Source organism: Pseudomonas agronomica, assembly GCF_025917275.1.
GTDB lineage: Bacteria > Pseudomonadota > Gammaproteobacteria > Pseudomonadales > Pseudomonadaceae > Aquipseudomonas > Aquipseudomonas agronomica.
The window spans coordinates 1-2,452 of sequence record NZ_JAOSHO010000642.1; the positions used below are offsets into that span (position 1 = coordinate 1).

Here is a 2,452-nt window from a genome sequence, read left to right on the forward strand (position 1 = left end):
CGCTCGATACCCTTCCTGATCCTGATGGTGGCACTGATTCCTTTCACCCGCCTGATCGTCGGCACAACTTATGGCGTGTGGGCCGCCGTGGTGCCACTGGCCATCGCCGCCACGCCGTTTTTTGCGCGTATCGCCGAAGTCAGCCTGCGGGAAGTCGACCACGGCCTGATCGAAGCAGCCCAGGCGATGGGTTGCCGGCGCTGGCACATCGTCTGGCATGTGCTGCTGCCCGAAGCGCTGCCCGGCATCGTCGGCGGCTTTACCATCACGCTGGTGACGATGATCAACTCCTCCGCCATGGCTGGCGCGATCGGCGCCGGCGGCCTCGGCGATATCGCTTACCGGTATGGTTACCAGCGTTTCGACAGCCAGATCATGCTCACGGTGATCGTATTGCTGGTGGCGTTGGTGGCGGTGATTCAACTGGGCGGGGATCGACTGGCGCGGGGTTTGAACAAGCGCTGAAGAGCGCTTCATTTGTGTGGGCGAGCTTGCGGTATAGTCGTCGGACACTCCCCATCCAAAGCCAGCAACCATGAAACACAGCGCCGACGACCTGCACGCTATCACCGCCACGACCCTGGGGCATTACAACGCCGTGGCGGAAAGCTTTCGCGAAGGCACCCGCGATCACGATGTCAGCCAGAACATCGACGCCTTGCTGCGACACCTCCAGGGACAGGCACCGTTTCATATCCTGGATTTTGGCTGCGGTCCCGGGCGTGATTTGCGCACTTTCACCGGCATGGGTCATGTCGCGGTGGGCCTCGATGGGTCCGAGGAGTTCGCGCGCATGGCCCGCCAGGACAGCGGCTGCGAGGTGTGGCAACAGGACTTCCTGCAACTGGACCTGCCGGAGGAACGTTTTGACGGGATCTTCGCCAACGCCGTGCTGTTTCACATTCCTGTCCAGGAACTGCCCCGCGTCCTCAAGCAATTGCACGCCACGCTCAAGCCTGGCGGCGTGCTGTTCAGCTCAAATCCCCGGGGCGAAAACCAGGAAGGCTGGAACGGCCAGCGCTTCGGCGCCTACCACGACCTCTCGGCTTGGCGCACGCTGCTCACGGAGGCGGGGTTTGAAGAGCTGGAGCATTACTACCGGCCAGCGGGACTGCCGCGGGAGCAGCAGCCTTGGTTGGCGAGTGTGTGGCGCAAGATTTGAAAACAGGGACGCCTAGCTCCGTGGGGCCCTGTAGGAGCTGGCGAAGCCTGCGATCTTTTTGGCCTTTCACCTGAGATGCCGTTGAAAAGATCGCAGCCTCGTTGCACTCGTCAGCTCCTACGACCCAACCACTTCTGCGTCAGCTGCTCCAACCGCCCATCGTCCTTGATACGCGCCAAGGCATTGTCCAGGCTGGCCTTGAACGCCGGGTTGCCCTTCTGGAATGGAATGACCAGGTTCGGCGCCGGCCCCTTCTTTTCCTCGGGCTGGAAAGACTGCGCCAGGACCAGCGGACGTTGCGCCTCTTCCTTGCTCGCCAGTAATTGCGCATCCGGTTGGCTATAAGTGGCGCTGGTGTCGAAACGTTCCGCCAGTTCCGGGGTCATTGCTATGTGGTTGATGGCGACGTCGTACTTGCCGCTCTCCACGCCGGACAACAGATCCGTGGCATCGGTAACGACGAAATCAGGCCGGACATCGAGTTCTCCCGCGAGCATCTCACCCAGCTCCACTTCGAAACCGGTGAGCTTGCCGTCCTCCTTGAAATTGAACGGGGCGGTGTTGGCTTCAAGGGCGATTCGCAACTCGCCACGGTCGTTGACGTCGTCGATCAGTTCCGCATGGGCCAGAGGGCTCAACAGGGGTAGCAGGCAGATCAGGCCAGGCAGGAAACGCATGGTCACTCCTAGGTTTTTATACAAGCGAGGCTCGTTTCAGGCTCGCTTTGCTATGGTTATTGCAGCCTTCGACAACGATTGGTCATGAAGTTGTCATGACCAGGCGGATTTCATGGAAAAACTGGAGAAAAAAATGAAAAGCTTTATGTCACGTGCCGCGTTGACCGGTCTGTTGCTGGGAGCCTCGATGCTGGCAAGCGCCGCAACCCCGGCCCCCAAGGGCGCAGAAGTGTTCATCGTTTCCCCTGAAGACGGTGCCACCGTCAGCCAGGAATTCAAGGTCAAGTTCGGCGTCAAGGATATCGCCCTGGCCCCGGCGGGCGACATGACCAAAAACACCGGCCATCATCACCTGCTCATTGATGTGGACAAACTGCCCGCCGCAGGCGCGCCGATTCCGACCGACGCCAACCACATGCACTTCGGCAAGGCGCAAACCGAGGCCACCATCAAACTGGCGCCGGGCAAGCACACCTTGCAGCTCATCCTGGGCGACAGCGGCCATATGCCGTTCGATCCATCGATCGTGTCCGAGAAGATCACTGTCAACGTGAAATAACACCGTATCGACTGACATAACGCCGGTCTTTGTGGGAGCGAGCTTGCTCGCGAT

The 2,452-nt window shown here is 60.4% G+C and carries 4 protein-coding genes; 3 read left to right on the forward strand and 1 reads right to left on the reverse strand.

Annotated features, from left to right (window positions below; genetic code table 11):
• Positions 1 to 465: methionine ABC transporter permease (locus OC610_RS25610; RefSeq protein ID WP_264431816.1), on the forward strand; the 465-nt coding region annotated here is incomplete at its 5' end.
• Between the two features lie 70 nt (positions 466 to 535).
• A complete protein-coding gene (locus OC610_RS25615; RefSeq protein WP_264431817.1) occupies positions 536 to 1,162 on the forward strand; it encodes a class I SAM-dependent methyltransferase in 627 nt (208 codons plus the stop codon).
• Positions 1,163 to 1,272: 110 nt separating this feature from the next.
• On the opposite strand, the gene OC610_RS25620 is transcribed toward OC610_RS25615, so the two are convergent.
• The gene (locus tag OC610_RS25620; RefSeq protein WP_264431819.1) at positions 1,273 to 1,839 is read right to left on the reverse strand and encodes a transporter substrate-binding domain-containing protein; all 567 of its coding nucleotides are present in this window, start codon (positions 1,837 to 1,839) and stop codon (positions 1,273 to 1,275) included.
• A gap of 133 nt (positions 1,840 to 1,972) precedes the next feature.
• Here OC610_RS25620 and OC610_RS25625 point away from each other — a divergent pair, with 133 nt between their 5' ends.
• Entirely contained in the window at positions 1,973 to 2,398 is a 426-nt protein-coding gene (locus OC610_RS25625) for a DUF4399 domain-containing protein (RefSeq protein ID WP_264431820.1), read from the forward strand.
• The last annotated feature ends 54 nt before the right edge of the window (positions 2,399 to 2,452 follow it).